The sequence below is a fragment of the Metabacillus niabensis genome (assembly GCF_020524345.1).
In the GTDB taxonomy this organism is placed as follows: Bacteria; Bacillota; Bacilli; order Bacillales; family Bacillaceae; genus Metabacillus; species Metabacillus niabensis_B.
Window position 1 is genome coordinate 163,423 of record NZ_JAIVLH010000009.1, and the last position, 18,284, is coordinate 181,706.

At 35.8% G+C, this 18,284-nt stretch carries 16 protein-coding genes; all 16 read left to right on the forward strand.

Annotated elements, in window-relative coordinates; genetic code table 11:
• The first annotated feature begins 25 nt into the window (after window positions 1-25).
• The 16 genes from ymfI to LC095_RS11790 all read left to right on the forward strand — a co-directional run bounded on the left by ymfI (window position 26) and on the right by LC095_RS11790 (window position 18,048).
• A complete protein-coding gene (ymfI, locus tag LC095_RS11715) occupies window positions 26-736 on the forward strand; it encodes an elongation factor P 5-aminopentanone reductase (RefSeq protein ID WP_226528342.1) in 711 nt (236 codons plus the stop codon).
• Window positions 737-805: 69 nt separating this feature from the next.
• Complete coding sequence (locus LC095_RS11720) at window positions 806-1,063, forward strand: DUF3243 domain-containing protein (protein ID WP_026559282.1); 258 nt, start codon at window positions 806-808, stop codon at window positions 1,061-1,063.
• A 108-nt stretch (window positions 1,064-1,171) separates the two neighbouring features.
• Window positions 1,172-1,963 carry a DUF3388 domain-containing protein gene (locus LC095_RS11725; protein WP_078434285.1) on the forward strand — a complete coding sequence of 264 codons (792 nt, stop codon included), beginning with the start codon at window positions 1,172-1,174 and terminating at the stop codon, window positions 1,961-1,963.
• Between the two features lie 16 nt (window positions 1,964-1,979).
• On the forward strand, window positions 1,980-2,861 hold the full coding sequence (locus LC095_RS11730) for a helix-turn-helix domain-containing protein (protein WP_226528343.1): 882 nt from the start codon (window positions 1,980-1,982) through the stop codon (window positions 2,859-2,861).
• Window positions 2,862-3,000: 139 nt separating this feature from the next.
• Window positions 3,001-3,579, forward strand: coding sequence for a CDP-diacylglycerol--glycerol-3-phosphate 3-phosphatidyltransferase (gene pgsA, locus LC095_RS11735; RefSeq protein WP_226528344.1), 579 nt, complete (start codon window positions 3,001-3,003; stop codon window positions 3,577-3,579).
• A 26-nt stretch (window positions 3,580-3,605) separates the two neighbouring features.
• Window positions 3,606-4,853 (forward strand): competence/damage-inducible protein A, encoded by a 1,248-nt coding sequence (locus LC095_RS11740; protein WP_264196013.1) that lies wholly within the window; start codon window positions 3,606-3,608, stop codon window positions 4,851-4,853.
• Window positions 4,854-5,152: 299 nt separating this feature from the next.
• A complete protein-coding gene (gene recA, locus LC095_RS11745) occupies window positions 5,153-6,193 on the forward strand; it encodes a recombinase RecA (protein WP_078434282.1) in 1,041 nt (346 codons plus the stop codon).
• Window positions 6,194-6,663: 470 nt separating this feature from the next.
• A complete protein-coding gene (gene rny / locus LC095_RS11750; RefSeq protein ID WP_413467481.1) occupies window positions 6,664-8,226 on the forward strand; it encodes a ribonuclease Y in 1,563 nt (520 codons plus the stop codon).
• An 84-nt stretch (window positions 8,227-8,310) separates the two neighbouring features.
• Window positions 8,311-9,105, forward strand: coding sequence for a TIGR00282 family metallophosphoesterase (locus LC095_RS11755; protein ID WP_226528346.1), 795 nt, complete (start codon window positions 8,311-8,313; stop codon window positions 9,103-9,105).
• A 206-nt stretch (window positions 9,106-9,311) separates the two neighbouring features.
• Window positions 9,312-9,572: a stage V sporulation protein SpoVS gene (spoVS, locus tag LC095_RS11760; RefSeq protein ID WP_003181955.1), complete on the forward strand. Its 261-nt coding sequence runs from the start codon at window positions 9,312-9,314 to the stop codon at window positions 9,570-9,572.
• A gap of 100 nt (window positions 9,573-9,672) precedes the next feature.
• Complete coding sequence (locus tag LC095_RS11765; RefSeq protein WP_226528347.1) at window positions 9,673-10,596, forward strand: dipeptidase; 924 nt, start codon at window positions 9,673-9,675, stop codon at window positions 10,594-10,596.
• A gap of 190 nt (window positions 10,597-10,786) precedes the next feature.
• Entirely contained in the window at window positions 10,787-12,523 is a 1,737-nt protein-coding gene (locus LC095_RS11770; protein WP_226528348.1) for a 2-oxoacid:acceptor oxidoreductase subunit alpha, read from the forward strand.
• A 1-nt stretch (window position 12,524) separates the two neighbouring features.
• A complete protein-coding gene (locus tag LC095_RS11775) occupies window positions 12,525-13,394 on the forward strand; it encodes a 2-oxoacid:ferredoxin oxidoreductase subunit beta (protein WP_226528349.1) in 870 nt (289 codons plus the stop codon).
• A 186-nt stretch (window positions 13,395-13,580) separates the two neighbouring features.
• Window positions 13,581-15,722, forward strand: a complete 2,142-nt coding sequence (locus tag LC095_RS11780; protein ID WP_226528350.1) for a DNA topoisomerase III — start codon at window positions 13,581-13,583, stop codon at window positions 15,720-15,722.
• Window positions 15,723-16,085: 363 nt separating this feature from the next.
• Entirely contained in the window at window positions 16,086-17,612 is a 1,527-nt protein-coding gene (gene miaB / locus LC095_RS11785; protein WP_226528351.1) for a tRNA (N6-isopentenyl adenosine(37)-C2)-methylthiotransferase MiaB, read from the forward strand.
• Between the two features lies 1 nt (window position 17,613).
• Complete coding sequence (locus LC095_RS11790) at window positions 17,614-18,048, forward strand: RicAFT regulatory complex protein RicA family protein (RefSeq protein ID WP_226528352.1); 435 nt, start codon at window positions 17,614-17,616, stop codon at window positions 18,046-18,048.
• Window positions 18,049-18,284: the final 236 nt, after the last annotated feature.

An 18,284-nucleotide genomic window follows, 5' to 3' on the forward strand; every position in this document is an offset into this window, starting at 1 on the left:
ATTTCTTTATAATTAAGGAGTATTTATGGATAAATATGCATTAGTGACTGGAGCAAGTGGTGGAATAGGAACATCCATTGTAAAAAAGCTCATTGAAGATGGCTACATGATTTACGTACATTACAACCAAAATATTCAAGCGATAGAAGAATTGAAAACCTACTCTAATAACATTATTCCTGTCCAAGCCGATTTGACAATAAAAACAGGTGTTGAAGCTTTGTTAGAGCAAATCCAAATGCCAATTGAAGTACTCGTGCTAAACAGTGGAATAAGCTTATACGGATTAGTTACTGATTTGAATGACGATGATATCGATAATATGGTCCAATTACATATAACAAGCCCTTTTAAATTAGTACAGCAACTTATCCCTTCTATGATAAGAAAAAAATCCGGCAACATCATTGTCATATCATCTATTTGGGGAATTACAGGTGCCTCTTGTGAAGTCTTATATTCAATGGTTAAAGGTGGTCAAAATGCTTATGTAAAGGCATTGGCAAAAGAACTTGCACCCAGTCAAATAAGAGTCAATGCAGTGGCGCCTGGAGCTGTTGCAACTAAAATGTTATCTCATTTTACCGAGGAAGATATTAAGAACTTATCAGAAGAAATTCCACTGGGGAGACTTGGGCAACCAGTGGAAATTGCGAATACAGTGTCTTTTTTAGCCTCTGAAAAGGCTTCTTATATTACAGGTCAGGTTATTTCAGTTAATGGTGGATGGATCTAAAAAATGATGAATAAAACGAACCACCTCTAGGAACAATAAATTTGTATCAATTAAAAAGGAGGAACTCCTATGTCTGTCTTAGAAAATTGGAATGAATGGAAAGATTTTTTAGGTGATCGTTTAAACCATGCTCAAAACGAGGGTATGAACGAACAAGTAGTATCCAATCTAGCATTCGAGATTGGGGATTATTTAGCTAAGCAAGTAGAAGCTAAAAACCCACAAGAAAAAGTACTCGCAGATTTATGGAGTGTAGCATCTGAGCAAGAGCAACATGCCATTGCAAATATGATGGTTAAGCTTGTTCAAAATAACGGTTCACATTAAGAGAGGAGAGATCCTCTCTTTTTCATTGATTTCATTGTCTTCATACTTTCTTCTTTTAGTAAAATCATTTATTATAGTTGGTAGTGGTTATTATAAGGGGGGCTTTCTTTGCCATTTGAATGGTATTTAGAATATGAGATCCAAAAAAATCGGCCCGGACTATTAGGTGATGTATCTTCATTATTGGGAATGCTGTCAATTAATATTATTACGATTAATGGGGTAGATGATTCCAGGCGCGGTCTATTACTTAAGTGTGAAAGCAATGATCAAGTACGTAGACTTGAATCAATTTTAAATACAATGGATAATATAACAGTTACAAAGCTCCGAGTACCAAAGCTGCGTGACAGATTGGCAGTAAGGCATGGAAGATATATCCAAAGAGATGCAGATGACAAGAAAACATTTCGTTTCGTCCGAGATGAACTTGGGTTATTAGTTGATTTTATGGCAGAACTCTATAAACAGGATGGTCACAAATTAATTGGAATCCGAGGTATGCCAAGGGTAGGAAAAACTGAATCCATTGTTGCATCAAGTGTATGTGCTAACAAGAAATGGTTATTTGTTTCTTCGACATTGTTAAAACAAACGATTCGAAGTCAGTTAATAGCGGATGAATATAGTGAAGATAATGTCTTTATTATTGATGGAATCGTATCAACAAGAAGAGGGTCAGAAAAACATTTTCAATTGGTAAGAGAAATAATGCGGCTTTCTGCAACAAAAGTTGTTGAACATCCTGATATTTTCGTCCAAAATACAGAGTACACAATTGATGATTTTGATTACATAATAGAAATCCGGAATGAACCTGATGAAGAAATTACATATAAAGATGTAGAAAATCCACCGATGATGTTTGACACATCAGGACTCTCAGGATTTGACTTTTAGTTATGGGGTGTTACGGTTGAGTGAACTAGGTAATCGACTCAAACAAGCAAGAGAAGAGAAAAATATGAGCTTGGATGATCTTCAGGAGATCACCAAGATTCAGAAAAGGTATTTAATTGGTCTTGAAGAGGGCAATTATTCAATGATGCCTGGAAAATTTTATGCCCGAGCATTTATGAAGCAATATGCTGAGGCTGTTGACCTGGATCCGGAAATGCTTTTTGAAGAATACAAAAATGAAGTACCAAGTACATACAAAGAAGATGTTCCTGAGCAATTATCAAGAGTGAAAACACATAAAGAGTTACCTAAATCAGCTTCAAAATTTATCGAGATACTTCCAAAATTGGCAGTAGTAGCAGTTATTATTATTGTGGCAATTCTCCTCTGGTTATGGAGACAAGAGGCTGCGGAAGATAAAACAACAAATGATCAGTCAGAAAATCAAACAAGCGATGTTGAGTTTGAAAAAATAGAAAACTCAACAACAAATGAAGAACAAAATGAAGAAGAGGCACCTGGACAGGAAAATGAGGAAGCTGTTCAAGAACAAGCTGAAACTAATGAGCCGGAAATACCATCTCAGAAATTGACAGTAAAAGGTGTAGAAGGTTCAACAACGACATATGAATTAACCGGATCTGAAAAGTTCGAGCTTGAGGTAATTGCAAAAGACCGTACATGGGTTGGCATAAAAAATGGTAAAGGTAAAACATTCTTTGGGGCTGAATTAGCACAAGGTAAAACTCAAGTAAATGATTTTACCGCTGAATCTGAGATTACAGTTCGTGTGGGAAATGTTCCCGGAACTGATTTGAAGGTCAACGGTGAACTTGTTCAATATGAGGATACAAAGAAAACACCTCAAAATATAACCATCATTTATACGAAAGAATAGGGACAGACTCAATTGAAGGGGGGATTGGTCCTTATCCTAGCTAATTTTCTGGGTATGTTAGGATAAGGATTATACCTTTTTTAAGAGTCGTCCCATTTTAGTTATCATCATTTGTTAAAAGATTACGGAGGAAAAATAAATGAATTTACCGAATAAGATTACGATTTCAAGAATTTTACTTATACCAGTTTTTATGGTGATCATGTTGGTTCCGTTTAAATGGGGAGAGCTTACTTTTGGCACTGAAACGATTCTAGTCACCCATTTTGTTGGAGCTATAATCTTTATCATAGCCTCCACTACTGACTGGATTGATGGATATTATGCAAGAAAGCTTAATCAAGTTACAAATTTGGGGAAATTTTTGGATCCATTGGCAGATAAATTGTTAGTATCAGCGGCACTTATTATCTTAGTTGAACTCGGACTTGCTCCATCTTGGATGGTTATTCTGATCATTAGCCGGGAATTTGCTGTTACTGGATTGCGTTTAGTATTAGCTGGAGAAGGTGAAGTTGTTGCTGCAAACATGTTAGGGAAAATAAAAACATGGACTCAGATCATTGCAATCTCTGCATTATTATTGCATAATCTACCATTTGAATTAATGAACATCCCATTTGCAACAATGGCACTATGGGTTGCAACATTTTTCACTGTCATCTCAGGTTGGGATTATTTTATGAAAAATAAACAAGCCTTTGTTAATTCTAAATAATACTAATAGAAAAGGGGGGATATGTAATGGATATACGTACTGAGATAATTGCTGTTGGATCAGAATTGTTATTAGGTCAAATAGCCAATACCAATGCTCAATTTTTATCAAAGGAACTTGCTGAGATTGGTTTAAATGTTTATTACCATACTGTTGTGGGAGACAACCCAGCTCGGCTTGAATCAGCAATAAAGATTGCAAAAGAACGGTCTAATATTATTATATTTACCGGTGGACTTGGCCCAACCAAAGATGATTTAACAAAGGAAACGATTTCTAAATCATTAGGTAAAACTCTTATCTTTGATCACGATGCTTTAGAGAGTATTGAGGATTACTTTGCCCGGACTAAACGGACGATGTCAGAAAATAATAAAAAGCAGGCACTTGTTATTGAGGGTTCAACGATATTAAAAAATGATTATGGTATGGCACCTGGAATGGCTTTGGAAGCCGACCAAACGATCTATATGCTTTTACCTGGTCCACCAAGTGAAATGAGACCAATGTTCAAAAATTATGGAAGAGAATACTTTCAACACCAACTAGGGATTCAGGATAAAATCGTTTCACGTGTGTTAAGATATTTCGGTATTGGTGAATCTCAACTTGAAACTGATATACAGGACCTTATTGATGGACAAACAAATCCAACTGTCGCTCCCTTAGCAGCAGATGGTGAAGTCACTCTTAGACTAACGGCAAAGCATACAGATGAAAAAACTGCTCAAAAATTACTTGATGAAGTAGAGAGAAAGATTAATGCTCGTGTAGGTGACTTTTTCTATGGATATAATGAAACAACTCTTATAAATGAGGTAAAGGCACAACTGGTTAAAAAGAAAAAAACAATTGCTGCAGCAGAGAGTTTAACTGGTGGTATGTTTTCAGAGCTTGTCACTTCATTGGATGGTGCCTCTCAAGTTTTTAAGGGAAGTATTATTTCCTATACGAATGAAGTGAAAAAACAAATTTTACATATACAAGAAGCAACTCTTGCTGCATACGGAGCTGTAAGTGAACAATGTGCAAAAGAAATGGCTGAACAGGTTCGTAAACTACTTAATAGTGATATTGGTATTAGTTTTACGGGTGCTGCCGGACCTGAACCACATGAAGGACAACCAGTTGGAACAGTGTTCATTGGTATCGCTGACAAGGATCAAACGAACGTTTATGCTTTAAACTTAGCCGGTTCAAGAAAAGGAATTCGTACAAGAACGGCAAAGTATGGATGTCACTATTTGGTCAAACTATTAAATGAAATAGAATGATATAATGAAGTCTGTTATGCAAAGCCTATATAGCGAAGCTTAACAGGCTTTTTTTATTTAAATGTAATTGCTTGAGAGACAGGAAGACGAATGAGCTTTTACAAGAACCATATAAAAATAGTTAAAATTAATTTTTGTTTGATAAGCTGGTGCTTATTTTAATGTTTTCTGTTAGCGGAAAATAATATTTTTATATTTTATTACCCAGAAAAAAATCGAATGAATGTTCGACTTTTTACTTGGCAAACGAATGAAAAAGCGTTATATTTATTATAGATTGATTTTAAGGAGGAAATTTTGTGAGCGATCGTCAAGCCGCCTTAGATATGGCGTTAAAACAAATAGAGAAACAATTCGGTAAAGGTTCTATCATGAAATTAGGAGAGCAAACAGATCGTAAGGTATCAACTGCTCCAAGTGGTTCTTTAGCTCTTGATGCAGCGTTAGGAATTGGTGGTTATCCTCGAGGTAGAATCATAGAAATATATGGACCAGAGAGTTCAGGTAAAACAACGGTTGCTCTACATGCAATTGCAGAAGTTCAACAACAAGGTGGTCAAGCAGCATTTATTGATGCTGAGCATGCCTTAGATCCGGTATATGCCCAAAAATTAGGTGTCAATATTGATGAATTATTGCTTTCACAGCCTGATACAGGTGAGCAAGCACTAGAGATAGCTGAGGCACTTGTTCGTAGTGGTGCCGTTGATATTCTTGTTATTGACTCAGTAGCAGCATTAGTACCAAAAGCTGAAATTGAGGGTGAGATGGGAGATTCTCACGTTGGACTGCAAGCTCGATTAATGTCACAAGCATTACGTAAGCTATCAGGTGCAATTAATAAATCAAAAACAATTGCTATCTTCATTAACCAAATTCGTGAAAAAGTAGGCGTTATGTTTGGTAACCCTGAAACAACTCCTGGTGGTCGAGCACTAAAATTCTATTCTTCTGTTCGCTTAGAAGTTCGTCGTGCTGAGACACTTAAGCAAGGAAATGAAATGGTTGGGAATAAAACAAAAATTAAAGTCGTAAAAAATAAGGTTGCACCTCCATTTAAAGTGGCTGAAGTTGATATCATGTACGGAGAAGGGATTTCTAAAGAGGGAGAAATTATTGATCTTGGTTCAGAAATTGATATCGTTCAAAAGAGCGGATCTTGGTATTCATATAATGAAGAGCGCTTAGGTCAAGGCCGAGAAAATGCAAAACAATTCCTGAAGGAAAATCCTGCACTTCGCTTAGAAATTCAAGAAAAGATTCGTCAACATTATGGTCTGGATGAAGAAGTTATTGCCCCAGATGAAAGTCAGGAAGAAATGGATCTATTAGGAGAATAATGATTAGTAAAAGGGCAATTTTGCCCTTTTTTATTATGCAAAAATAAATAATAAACGAAGTCTTTCTGAATCATAAAGAAGTAATCTTATACATTATTTATTTTAAGGGTATTATATATTGTGACATATTTCTACAAAAATCAACCAGGTTTTTACGTTTGGAGCGACTATTTATCATAAGGTGGCTCTCAAATTGCCTGTAAACATTATGTTACCGGGCTTGACAATGAAAATTCACAGATTTACAATTGAGATGTATATTTTACATTTTTGTAGAATCATGATTGAAGCATTTTGAAAGCAGAAAATGTTGGTACTTGAAATTGTCTTATTTCAACTCATGTAAAGACGCAAAGAGTTCCACATGAAAAAAAGGCTTTGAGCTGTATGTTGACAACTTATAATTGAACAATGTACATGCCGACACTTTAATCTAGAAAAACAAGTTCATAGCAAGAGGAGGTGTAATGATGGACGTAGTATCAATAATCATCTCCATTTTGCTTGGCCTAATCGTCGGTGCAGTTGTTGGCTATTTTGTTCGAAAATCTATTGCCGAAGCGAAGATTGCTGGCGCTACAAGTGCAGCAGAGCAGATTCTTGAAGATGCAAAACGTGACGCGGATGCTACTAAGAAAGAAGCACTTCTTGAAGCGAAGGATGAAATCCATAAGCTGCGCACAGATGCTGAACAAGAAATTCGCGAAAGACGCAATGAGCTTCAAAAACAAGAAAATCGCTTATTACAAAAGGAAGAGAATCTTGACCGTAAGGACGAGTCTTTAGATAAACGTGAGGTTATGCTAGAGAGAAAAGAAGGTTCTCTGAATGAAAGACAACAGCATATTGAAGAGATGGAAAGCAAAGTGGACGAGATTGTGCGTAAACAGCAAACAGAGCTTGAACGTATTTCCAGCCTTACACGAGATGAAGCAAGAAGCATCATTCTTGATAAGGTTGAAAATGAACTCACACATGATATTGCAATCATGATTAAAGAAAGTGAGAATCGAGCTAAGGAAGAGGCTGACAAAAAGGCTAAAGAAATCCTGTCACTTGCTATTCAACGATGTGCAGCAGATCATGTAGCCGAAACAACCGTGTCTGTTGTTAATCTTCCAAATGATGAAATGAAAGGCCGTATTATCGGACGAGAGGGACGAAATATCCGTACGCTTGAAACACTTACAGGTATAGACCTAATCATCGATGATACACCTGAGGCTGTCATTTTATCAGGATTTGATCCAATTCGACGCGAAACAGCTAGAATCGCTTTAGACAAGCTCGTTCAGGATGGCCGGATTCACCCTGCAAGAATTGAGGAAATGGTTGAAAAATCTCGTCGAGAAGTGGATGAATACATTCGTGAAATCGGTGAGCAAACGACATTTGAAGTAGGGGTACATGGTCTTCACCCTGATTTGATTAAAATACTTGGTCGTTTAAAATTTAGAACAAGTTATGGTCAAAATGTATTAAAGCACTCAATGGAAGTTGCTTTCTTATCAGGTTTAATGGCTGCTGAGCTTGGAGAAGACGAATTATTAGCAAAACGTGCAGGTTTATTGCATGATATAGGGAAGGCGATTGACCATGAGGTTGAAGGAAGCCACGTTGAAATTGGTGTTGAATTAGCTACAAAATATAAAGAGCATCCTGTTGTCATTAATAGTATTGCTTCACACCATGGCGATACAGAGCCAAATTCAATTATTGCTGTCATTGTAGCTGCGGCTGATGCATTATCAGCTGCAAGACCTGGTGCACGCAGTGAAACACTTGAAAATTATATTCGTCGCTTAGAAAAGCTAGAAGAGATTTCTGAATCCTATGAAGGTGTTGAAAAATCATTTGCTATTCAGGCTGGTCGTGAAGTACGAATCATGGTTAAGCCAGATACGATAGATGATTTACAGGCACATCGTTTGGCAAGAGACATTCGAAAACGAATAGAAGAAGAGCTCGACTATCCTGGTCACATTAAAGTTACGGTAATCCGAGAAACTCGAGCTGTTGAATATGCAAAATAAAGTGGTGCAGAGATGCGCCACTTTATTTTTGCACTAATTTGTGCAACACTAGATGTAATACATTAAAGTAAAGAGGGTACATAAATGAAAATATTATTTATCGGGGATGTTTTTGGATCACCAGGTCGGGATATGGTGAAGGAATACTTACCAAAGTTAAAAACAAAATACCAGCCACACGCTGTCATTATAAACGGAGAGAATGCAGCACATGGTAGAGGTATTACAGAAAAGATGTATCAGCAATTTATACAACAAGGTGCACATGTAATCACAATGGGAAATCATACATGGGATAACCGTGACATCTTTGAATTTATTGATGATACAACTCAAATGATACGACCTGCCAATTTTCCTGAAAATAATCCGGGAAAAGGAATGACCTTTATTACAGTAGGTGGCAAGGAAATAGCAGTTATAAATTTACAAGGACGTGCATTTTTACCACCATCAGATTGTCCTTTTAAAAAAGCTGATGAATTAATAGAACAAGCTAAAAAGCGGACTTCAATCATTTTTGTGGATTTTCATGCTGAAGCAACCAGTGAAAAACAGGCGATGGGTTGGTATTTAAATGGACAGGCATCGGTAGTTGTAGGGACACATACACATGTTCAAACAGCCGATGAAAGGATATTAGATAAAGGAACTGCATACATAACTGATGTTGGAATGACAGGTCCATATGATGGAATATTAGGAGTAGACAGAGAAATGATCTTAAAGCGCTTTTTAACTGGCCTTCCGGTTCGTCATGATGTAGCAGAGGGTAGAACTCAACTAAGTGGTGTTGTAGTTAATGTGAATGATAAAACTGGAAAAGCCAGTAAAATTGAACGGATTCTTATTAATGATGATCATATGTTCTTTGAGTAAGAACATGAATTTATGTATAAGTGCGAATTTTTCGAAATAATGTGCGAACAAGCAGGAATATATTCCAACTCTAGTGAATATAGTAGCAATGGATATATAACTAACACTGTTTAAAGGGAATTTAGGGGAGGCCCTTTTAAACAAAATATACCAAAGATTGTTCTAATGAACACTCAAGTATTCATTGAAAAAAGGGGGAACTAGAAATGGAAATATTAAAGGTTTCAGCAAAATCAAATCCTAATTCAGTTGCTGGTGCATTAGCCGGAGTATTGAGGGAGAGAGGTGCTGCCGAAATCCAAGCAATTGGAGCAGGAGCCCTTAATCAAGCAGTAAAAGCTGTAGCAATTGCGAGAGGATTTGTAGCTCCAAGTGGAGTGGACTTAATTTGTATTCCTGCTTTTACAGATATTCAAATAGATGGTGAAGAGCGTACTGCCATAAAACTAATCGTAGAGCCGAGATAATAAACTCTATGAAAGAACATGAAACGGGTTTGACTCAATGAGTCAAACCCTGTTTTTTTATATACAAATTAGTAAAAGCGAGATAAAGGAGTGAGTAGTCTTGAGAATTTTTGATGCACATTGTGACATGCTTTTTAAGCTCTGGGAAAATCCAAAACTAGATGTTTTTTATGACAAACGTTTACATGTTGATATATCTAAACTTAAAACAGCTAAAAAAAATATCCAATGTTTTGCCATTTTTGTTCCCGCTAATATTCCATTTGTCCAAAGGTTAACTGTAGCACAACAACAAATCAATATTTTTTATCAAAAAATTCTTCACAAATATCCCGAGATGAAACTTATTAAAACGAAGGGAGATCTAGCAGGCTTAAAGGATGGGGAAATTGGTGCTATTTTAACACTTGAGGGATGTGATGCAATAGGCGATCAAATTGTTAACCTTGAGCTCCTATATGAGCTTGGTGTTCGATCTGTAGGGTTAACGTGGAACTATGCTAATCTAGTGGCAGACGGTGTGTTAGAAAAGCGAAATGCCGGCATTACAAACTTTGGGACAGAAGTTATACGCTATTTAAATAAACAAAAGATGTGGACAGATTTATCACATGCAAGTGAAAGAAGCTTCTGGGAAGCATTAGATCTCGCAGACTACCCCATTGCTACTCACTCAAATGTTTATACTATATGTTCACATGTAAGGAATTTGAAAGATGAACAAATCGTGGCTCTTTTTCGTAAGAAAGGTGTTATTGGTGTTACATTTGTTCCTTTTTTCACGTCTGAACAACCTGAACCAACTATTTCAAATCTACTTAAACATATTGATTATTTGTGTTCATTAGGTGGGGAAAATCAAATTGGGTTTGGTTCCGACTTTGATGGAATAGATGAAACGATAGTTGGACTTGAAAATTATTCCTGTTATGAGATTTTAGGAAATGAGTTACTACAACATTATTCTGATACACAAGTGAAAAAGTTTCTTTTTCAAAATTTAGCTGATTATCTTTCTTTTTAATATTTTAGTTAAGGTCTTGTATTTTTTCCTGGTAAGGTCTACAATTGATACGTTTAGTGTAAAACCAATCATTTTACTAAGTTTTGGACTGCATCGCAACAATTACATAAAAGTTGGTATACTTTACGTGGTGTAATCTACAAGAAAAATAGATAAACAAATGAACGTATAATTGAGGAGTGTAGAGTACATGATTAGTCAACTTTCCTGGAAAGTTGGTGGACAGCAAGGTGAGGGTATTGAAAGTACAGGGGAAGTATTCTCTATTGCATTAAACCGACTAGGATACTATTTATATGGATACCGCCATTTTTCATCTCGTATAAAAGGCGGACATACAAATAACAAGATTCGTGTGAGTACAACACAAGTTCGTGCTATTTCAGACGAGCTTGATATATTAGTAGCGTTTGATCAAGAGACGATAGATGTTAATTTTCATGAGCTTCGTGACGGAGGAATTGTCCTTGCAGATACTAAGTTTAATCCTACAATTCCTGAGAATGAGGGTGTAACTCTTTATTCTGTCCCATTCTCTGAAATTGCCACTGAACTTGGAACATCGCTAATGAAGAACATGGTAGCTATTGGGGCGACAAGTGCCATTTTAGATATTGATGCAACCCAATATCGCGAAGTAGTGCAAGAAATTTATGGTCGCAAGGGTGAACAAATTGTTGCCAAAAATATGCAAGCTATCGAATCGGGTGCAAAATATTTAAAAGAAGAGCTTGAATATAACCGGGAAGATCTATATTTAGAAAAAGCAGATGGGAAAAAGCGTATGTTTATGATCGGTAATGACGCTATTGCATTAGGTGCTATTGCAGGTGGTTCCCGCTTTATGGCTGCCTACCCTATAACTCCTGCTTCTGAAATAATGGAATACTTAATTAAAAAATTACCTAAATTTGGTGGAGCAGTAATTCAGACGGAAGATGAAATTGCTGCCTGTACAATGGCGATCGGTGCCAACTATGCTGGAGCACGTACATTTACAGCATCAGCCGGACCGGGATTATCTCTCATGATGGAAGCAATCGGATTATCTGGCATGACTGAACAACCACTTGTTATTATTGATACACAACGTGGTGGACCAAGTACCGGATTACCAACAAAACAGGAGCAATCTGACTTAATGGCCATGATTTATGGTACACACGGTGAAATACCTAAAGTGGTTATGGCTCCAAGTACAGTTCAAGAAGCATTCTACGATACGATTGAGGCATTTAACATTGCTGAAGAATACCAAGTTCCTGTTATTCTATTAACCGATTTGCAACTTTCTTTAGGAAAACAAACAGTAGAGCCATTAGAATATAATAAAATTGAAATCCGCCGAGGAAAATTAGTGTCCGATGACTTACCGGAGGTCGAAAATAAATCATATTTTAAACGTTATGAAGTAACAGAGGATGGAGTATCACCTCGTGTAATTCCTGGTATGAAACATGGTATTCACCATGTTACAGGTGTTGAACATGACGAAACAGGCAAACCTTCAGAGGCTGCAGGAAATCGTGTAGATCAAATGGATAAGAGGTTAAGGAAATTAAATAATTTACAATTCAATAATCCTGTTCATAAAAAAGTTTCTCATGAAAACCCTGATGTTTTACTAGTTGGATACATTTCTACTAGAGGGACAATTGAAGAAGCAATGACACGACTTGAAGCAGATGGAATAAAAGTAAATCATGCACAAATTCGTTTAATTCACCCTTTCCCTACAGAGGAAATGCTGCCATTAGTAGAGGCTGCTAAAAAAGTGATAGTTGTTGAGAATAATGCAACTGGTCAATTGGCAAGCTTACTAAAAATGAATGTAGGACATGCGGGTATTATATCTTCGCTATTAAAATATGATGGGAATCCATTCTTACCTCATGAAATTCATACGCGATGCAAGGAGTTGATCTAACATGACAGCAACATTTAAGGATTTTCGTAATAATGTTAAACCAAACTGGTGCCCAGGTTGTGGTGATTTCTCTGTTCAAGCAGCTATTCAGCGTGCAGCAGCAAATGTGGGGCTTACACCTGAAAATTTAGCTGTGGTGTCAGGTATTGGTTGCTCCGGACGTATTTCAGGATATATCAATTCATATGGATTCCATGGTATTCATGGTCGATCTTTACCAATTGCTCAAGGAGTAAAAATGGCGAATAAAGATTTAACTGTTATTGCTTCTGGAGGAGATGGAGATGGCTTTGCCATTGGAATGGGACATACAATTCATGCGATTCGCCGAAATATTGATATCACATATATCGTCATGGACAATCAAATATATGGTCTAACAAAAGGTCAAACTTCACCACGTAGTGATGCGGGTTTTGTGACCAAAAGTACTCCACAAGGCTCAATTGAATCAGCTCTTTCTGTAATGGAAATGGCATTAACAGCAGGCGCAACTTTTGTTGCACAGAGTTTTTCAACTGATTTGAAAGATTTAACAGCATTAATTGAAGCCGGAATTAATCATAAAGGGTTCTCATTAATTAATGTATTTAGTCCATGTGTAACTTACAATAAAGTAAACACATATGACTGGTTTAAAGAAAATCTTACTAAGCTTGGTACTATTGAAGATTATGACCCTCACAATAAAGTACAGGCTATGCAAACTCTAATGAAACATAATGGATTAGTAACAGGACTGATCTATCAAAATAAAGAGCAAAAATCATATCAAGATATGATCAATGGTTACAGCGATATCCCGCTTTCTAAAGCCGAATTGGAGATAGATGAAGAAGAATTTAATAAATTAGTTGCAGAATTTATGTAACATAATAAAAGGGCTGATGGTACTTCATCAGCCCTTTTGTTATGTTAGTTAATCAAGTGAAAACATGAAATTACTATGTTAATAAGACATATTTTCGTGTAAAATTAATTTTCTGTTATTTTTCATAAAAGAAAAAATAAAGTAAACTAGAAAAAAGACTTGTAAATTAGTAGGTGTAGGAAAGTTATGAAAATAATTATTGCCGAAAAACCTGATCAAGCTGCAACCCTTTGTGCACAATTTCAACGAATAAAACGAGATGGATATTTTGAAATAAAACCAAATGAACTATTTCCAAACGGAGCCTATTGCACATGGGCGATTGGACACTTAACTGAATTAAGTCCACCAGAAGCTTATAAACCTGAATGGAAAAAATGGTCCATACCAATGTTACCGATCATACCTGATAAGTTTAGATACGAGGTAACGAAATCGAAAGCAAAGCAGTTTTATATTGTTAAGCAACTTCTTACTAATCCAGGTATCACAGAAATTATCCATGCAGGTGATGCCGGGCGTGAGGGAGAGTTAATTGTTCGAAATATTATCTATTTGGCTGGTGTGAAAAAACCAATCAAAAGATTGTGGATTTCGTCATTAACACCTCCTTCTATATACGAAGGTTTTAACCAATTATTAGATGATGAAAAAACAAAAAATTTATTTTATGAGGCGTATTCTCGTGCATGTGCAGATTGGTTAGTAGGTATGAATGCTTCGAGAATATACTCTCTTCTTCTTAAAAAACATGGAATGAATGATGTGTTCTCTGCAGGACGTGTTCAAACACCAACTCTCGCGTTAATAGTGAAACGTGAAAAAGAAATAGATGAGTTTAAACCGGAACCCTTTTGGGAAGTCATTGCCACCTTTAAGATAAATGGGAAAAAATACAAAGGTAAATGGCATAAAGATCAACAAACACGTGTAATGGAACAAGAGCTTGCGAGTAAGATAGCAGCATTTTGTAAAGGAAAGCCTGCTGTCATTAAAGATTTAAAGACAGAACGAAAAGAATATCAACCACCACTTTTGTTTAATTTATCATCTCTACAGGCAACCGCTAACAAGGCGTTCAAATATTCTCCAAAGAAAACGTTGGATATTGTTCAGTCGCTCTATCAAAAGGGAATTGTTTCCTATCCACGTAGTGATTCAACATATGTAACTAAAGGAGAAGCAGAGCAATTTCCAGATATTTTGAAAAAGTTAAGTATGTTTGAGGAATATAGTCATTTGTTCCCGTTACCTAAATCGTCAATTCTTACTAATTCCCGTTATGTTAATGAAAAAAAGGTGACAGATCACTATGCTATTATCCCAACAGAACAAGTCCGAGATCCTAAGAAACTATCAGCAGATGAACAAAAAATATATGATATGATCGTTCGTAGATTAATTGCTGCTCACTATGATCAGGCCATTTTCGATTATTCGACTCTTATCACTTTAGTTGATGGACGAGCTGAATTTATTACAAAAGGGAAACAACAAATTCAAGAAGGTTGGCGTAAGGCCATTTATCAGGATGATAAGGAAAAAGACGAAATACTTCCGAATCTTCAAAAAAATGATGATGGAATTGTAGATAAAATTGATACTAAGGAAGGTAAAACTCAACCACCAAAACGGTATACAGAAGGTCAATTAATCACGTTAATGAAAACTGCGGGGAAATATTTAGATAATGATGAGCTTGAAAAAGTGTTAAGTAAAGTAGAAGGTCTTGGAACAGAAGCTACAAGAGCTGGAATTATTACTATGCTTAAAGATCGAAAATATATTGAGGTAAAGAAAAATCAAGTTTTCGCAACAGATAAAGCAAAAGTTTTAATCCAAGCGATTGGTGATCATATTTTGGCGTCACCAGAAATGACGGCAAAGTGGGAACAAAGATTATCTGAGATTGGGGACGGGCATGCATCACCTTCTGTTTTTATGGAACAAACGAAAAAATTGTCAAAGAAAATAGTATCTGATGCAATTGAGGTTTCAGCGACATGGAGTTTTGAAGGTTTAAAAATTGAGTCAATACAACGAACTTCCTCACGCTTTACAATAGGAAAAAAAGCCGGGAAATGTATGTTATGTGAAGGAAAAGTAGTTGACAAGGGGGAGTTTTACGGCTGTACAAATTATAAAACGAATCATTGTAAATTTACCATTTCAAAGAAGATCCTTGGCAAAAAAATTTCTCAAACTAATGTACAAAAGCTTTTAAATGAAGGACAAACAAATGTCATCAAAGGATTTAAAAAGGGGGAGAAAACATTTGATGCCAGATTGGAATGGAAATCAGGAAAGATTAGTTTTTTGTTTGAATAGCGTTAAATAAGAGAAGAAATTTCCATTATCATTTATATGCCATTAAAGATGAAAGCCTTAGTTTTTATTAAAGGTCTTCATCTTTAAATATAAATAGTTTACATAATTATATTATGCGCATCTGGAATAATTACTTTTTTGTGAATTTCCATAAAACGATATTAGCCTTTTCTGTTGAAAACGTGTAAAATTTAAGGCAGTATGTGTTTATTATTGTATTCTTTATAGATAATCGATATACTTTTATGTTGTACGTCGAATGATTAAATTTATTCGTACGAACTATTAATAATAAATGAGTTAATGTTAAAATTTAACGTGATTTTTTGCTGTTAATAAGCAAATTGAAAGGAGATTGACACGATGAACGAACAACAACGTAAGGAAAGCACTCAAGTAACTCCTTCGGACAAAAAATCCGATAAGGACTACAGCCAGTATTTCCAAGCGGTATATATGCCACCTTCCTTAAAAGATGCGAAGAAACGTGGTAAGGAAGAAGTAAAGTATGATGGCTTCTCAATCCCTGAAGAGTTTAAGGGAATGGGACAAGGTCGTAAATTTTATATCCGCACATATGGCTGTCAAATGAATGAACATGATACAGAGGTAATGGCGGGGATTTTCATGGCATTAGGCTATGAGCCAACCGATGGTGTAGAAGATGCCAACGTGATTTTGTTAAATACGTGTGCGATTCGCGAAAATGCAGAAAACAAAGTATTTGGTGAGTTAGGTCACTTTAAAACATTAAAAAAACAAAGACCTGATTTATTATTAGGTGTTTGTGGTTGTATGTCGCAGGAAGAATCAGTTGTTAACCGTATTCTAAAAGTACACCCATTTGTAGATATGATCTTTGGAACTCATAATATCCACCGTTTACCACAGATTTTAAATGAAGCATATCTATCAAAAGAAATGGTCGTGGAAGTTTGGTCTAAAGAAGGGGATGTAATTGAAAATCTTCCTAAAGTACGTAAAGGGAATATTAAAGCATGGGTAAATATTATGTACGGATGTGATAAATTCTGTACGTATTGTATTGTTCCATATACACGTGGGAAAGAGCGTAGTCGTCGTCCTGAGGAAATTATCCAAGAGGTGCGCCATTTAGCGGCACAAGGATATCAGGAAATCACGCTACTTGGTCAAAACGTAAATGCCTATGGTAAAGATTTCGAGGATATTGAATATGGACTAGGTGATTTAATGGACGAAATCCATAAAATCGATATACCTAGAATCCGTTTCACAACGAGCCACCCTCGTGATTTTGATGATCATTTAATTGAAGTGCTGGCAAAGGGTGGAAATCTTTTAGATCATATTCATTTACCAGTTCAGTCAGGCAGCTCGGAAATATTAAAAATCATGGCACGAAAATATTCACGTGAAAGCTATTTAGAGCTTGTTGGAAAAATTAAAGCAGCTATGCCAAATGCTTCTCTAACAACTGATATTATTGTAGGATTTCCAAATGAAACAGAAGAACAATTTGAAGAAACACTTTCCTTATATCGTGAAGTAGAATTTGATAGTGCCTATACATTCATCTACTCTCCACGTGAAGGTACACCTGCTGCAAAAATGAAGGATAATGTACCAATGGAAGTAAAAAAGGAACGTCTTCAACGTTTAAATGCGGTAGTTAATGAGATCTCTGCCAAGAAGTTAAAGGCATACGAAGGCCAAATAGTCGATGTATTAGTTGAAGGTGAAAGCAAAAACAATCCTGATGTTCTAGCAGGATATACAGAAAAAAGTAAGCTAGTGAACTTTAGAGCACCTAAGTCAGCAATCGGGAAAATTGTTAAAGTGAAAATTACAAAAGCAAAAACTTGGACATTAGACGGAGAAATGGTAGAAGAAGCGGTTGAGGTGAAATAAGATGACAACAACATACACAAAAGATGATATCGTAGTTAAAGCACGTGAACTTGCACAAATGATTTCAGAATCAAAGGAAGTTGATTTCTTTAAACGTGCAGAAGCACAGCTTAATGATAATCAAAAAGTTCGTGAAATGATTGCGAGTATTAAAAGTTTGCAAAAACAAGCAGTAAACTTCCAACATTATGGAAAACACGAAGCGTTAAAGCAAGTTGAAGCTAAGATTGATAACATTCAAAATGAATTAGATGAGATTCCGATTATTCAAGAATTCAAGGAATCTCAAATGGAAGTAAATGATTTGCTTCAACTTGTATCACATACAATTTCAAATAAAGTGACAAATGAAATTATTACATCAACTGGTGGAGATTTATTACAAGGAGAAACAGGATCCAAAATCAAAAATTCCCCTGGAAGCAGTTGTTCTTGATCGGCATAAATTGAATAAATACTGCTATTTCAAAGGATTCGAATGGTCTATTCGAATCCTTTTTATACTATCAGAATTATATAAATTTTATGGATGATAGGAAAAGAAAAAACTAAGGCTTTCGCCATTAAGAATTGGTGACAAGCCAGTTTTTCTAATGTTTTAAAATTAGTCATAAATTTTATCTATTTCTCATAAACTCTTCTGAATAGTCTTATTAATTGTCATTTACTATT

Coding starts and splice junctions, on each gene's coding strand:
- ymfI (WP_226528342.1), top strand. CDS start 26: ATGGATAAATATGCATTAGTGACTGGAGCAAGTGGTGGAATAGGAACA.
- LC095_RS11720 (WP_026559282.1), top strand. CDS start 806: ATGTCTGTCTTAGAAAATTGGAATGAATGGAAAGATTTTTTAGGTGAT.
- pgsA (WP_226528344.1), top strand. CDS start 3,001: ATGAATTTACCGAATAAGATTACGATTTCAAGAATTTTACTTATACCA.
- LC095_RS11740 (WP_264196013.1), top strand. CDS start 3,606: ATGGATATACGTACTGAGATAATTGCTGTTGGATCAGAATTGTTATTA.
- rny (WP_413467481.1), top strand. CDS start 6,664: ATGGACGTAGTATCAATAATCATCTCCATTTTGCTTGGCCTAATCGTC.
- LC095_RS11755 (WP_226528346.1), top strand. CDS start 8,311: ATGAAAATATTATTTATCGGGGATGTTTTTGGATCACCAGGTCGGGAT.
- spoVS (WP_003181955.1), top strand. CDS start 9,312: ATGGAAATATTAAAGGTTTCAGCAAAATCAAATCCTAATTCAGTTGCT.
- LC095_RS11770 (WP_226528348.1), top strand. CDS start 10,787: ATGATTAGTCAACTTTCCTGGAAAGTTGGTGGACAGCAAGGTGAGGGT.
- LC095_RS11775 (WP_226528349.1), top strand. CDS start 12,525: ATGACAGCAACATTTAAGGATTTTCGTAATAATGTTAAACCAAACTGG.
- LC095_RS11780 (WP_226528350.1), top strand. CDS start 13,581: ATGAAAATAATTATTGCCGAAAAACCTGATCAAGCTGCAACCCTTTGT.
- miaB (WP_226528351.1), top strand. CDS start 16,086: ATGAACGAACAACAACGTAAGGAAAGCACTCAAGTAACTCCTTCGGAC.
- LC095_RS11790 (WP_226528352.1), top strand. CDS start 17,614: ATGACAACAACATACACAAAAGATGATATCGTAGTTAAAGCACGTGAA.